This is a genomic window from Neobacillus mesonae (assembly GCF_023715155.1).
Lineage (GTDB): Bacteria > Bacillota > Bacilli > Bacillales > Cytobacillaceae > Neobacillus > Neobacillus mesonae_A.
In genome coordinates this window covers 1-255 of record NZ_JAMBNQ010000162.1, presented here as the reverse complement: position 1 = coordinate 255, position 255 = coordinate 1, and the positions used below count along the sequence as shown (strand labels likewise).

The following is a 255-nucleotide window of genomic DNA, read 5'->3' as shown; positions in this document are numbered from 1 at the left end:
TTCCGCTTTTCGATTTGTCTAGCTGCGGCTCCTAACTTCTCGGCCGTTTCGGTCCGTCCCTTCAAATCCTAAAACCAGGATTTGCAGTGCCAGCCCTCCAACGTCTGTCGAAGTTGAACAGTCGCCTTCGCTTTTCGCTTTGGTTAAGTCCTCGATCGATTAGTATCAGTCAACTCCACATGTCACCATGCTTCCATCTCTGACCTATCAACCTGATCATCTTTCAGGGATCTTACTTAGCTTTAGCTAAAAGGA

1 rRNA gene is annotated in these 255 nt (G+C 47.5%); it reads right to left on the bottom strand.

The features are described from left to right. Positions 1 to 139: 139 nt before the first annotated feature. A 23S ribosomal RNA gene (locus M3183_RS26985) occupies positions 140 to 255 on the bottom strand; the annotation flags it as partial.